The following is a 1,338-nucleotide window of genomic DNA, read 5'->3' on the forward strand; positions in this document are numbered from 1 at the left end:
GGCCTATCTGGGTGTGTCCTGACGGTGTGTCCGGCCGCGGTCCGGTCCCGCCGCGCCCCGGCGGGACTACGCTCGCCGCGGCTCCCGGCGTGCCGGCCGTGGCAGCGCCCCAGCCCGCCGACCCGAGGGAACAGCCAGACGTGAACCAGGTCCCCGCCATCCGGCTCAACAACGGCACGGACATGCCCCAGCTCGGCTTCGGCGTCTTCCAGGTCCCCGACTCCGAGGCCGCGCAGGCCGTGGGGGCCGCGCTGGAGGCCGGGTACCGCAGCATCGACACGGCGGCCGCCTACGGGAACGAGGAGGGTACCGGCCAGGCCCTCGCCGCGTCCGGGGTGCCGCGCGAGGAGCTGTTCGTCACCACCAAACTGTGGAACGGCCGCTCCCGGACCTGGCGGCGCGACGACGTGCTGCGCGCGTTCGACGACTCCCTCGCCAAGCTGGGCCTCGACCACCTCGACCTGTACCTGATCCACTGGCCGCGCCCGATGCGCGACGACTTCCTCACCATCTGGAAGACCTTCGAGGAGATCGCGCAGAGCGGCCGCGCCCACTGCGTCGGCGTGTCGAACTTCCGGCCGCAGGACCTGGAGCGGCTCGGCGCCGAGAGCACGCTGGTCCCGGCCGTGAACCAGATCGAGCTGCACCCGCTGTTCCCGCAGCCCGAGCTGCGCGCCCTGCACTCCCGTCTCGGGATCGCCACCGAGGCCTGGTCGCCGCTCGGCCAGGGCAAGGAGCTGCTGACGCTCCCGGCGGTCGCCGAGGCCGCCGCCAAGCACGGGCGCTCCCCCGCCCAGGTGGTGCTGCGCTGGCACCTGGACCTCGGGAACGTCGTGATCCCGAAGTCGGTGACCCCCTCGCGGATCCGGGAGAACCTGGACGTCTTCGGCTTCGAGCTGGACGACGCGGACCGGGCCGCACTGGACGCCCTGGGCACGGGTCCCTCGGCGGGGCGGATCGGGCCGGACCCGGCCGTCTTCGACGTCTGAGCCGCGGGTGCGCCCGCCTGCCGGGGTCCACCGGATCCGCAACGCCGGCAGCGGCCTGCTGCTCCGGCTGGAGGGCGGCACCCGGGTGGGGGTGGGGCCGGACGGCCCGGACGGCCCGCCGGCGGCCCGGCTGTGGCGGATCGCGCCGGTCCACAGCGGCGGCGGGATCGTCCACATCGTCAGCGTGCACAACGGCAGGCTGCTGGACGTCGCCAACGCGTCGACGGAGAGCGGCACCCGGGTCCAGGTGTGGCGGGCGAACGCGTTCGGCGCGCAGGAGTGGGGGGGGGGGGGGGGCCCCCGCGCTACCGGCCCGGGGGGGCGCGGGGGGGGGGCGTCAGGGGGCCCC

Annotated in this window: 2 protein-coding genes; both read left to right on the forward strand. The window is 75.6% G+C overall.

The features are described 5' to 3' along the window. The first annotated feature begins 140 nt into the window (after window positions 1-140). Window positions 141-989 (forward strand): aldo/keto reductase, encoded by an 849-nt coding sequence (locus ACFXA3_RS42670; protein WP_385196952.1) that lies wholly within the window; start codon window positions 141-143, stop codon window positions 987-989. A 7-nt stretch (window positions 990-996) separates the two neighbouring features. Further along, window positions 997-1,338 (forward strand): RICIN domain-containing protein (locus ACFXA3_RS42675; protein WP_385196955.1); only part of this gene is annotated, 342 nt, incomplete at its 3' end.

This window comes from Streptomyces sp. NPDC059456 (assembly GCF_042750055.1).
Classification (GTDB): domain Bacteria; phylum Actinomycetota; class Actinomycetes; order Streptomycetales; family Streptomycetaceae; genus Streptomyces.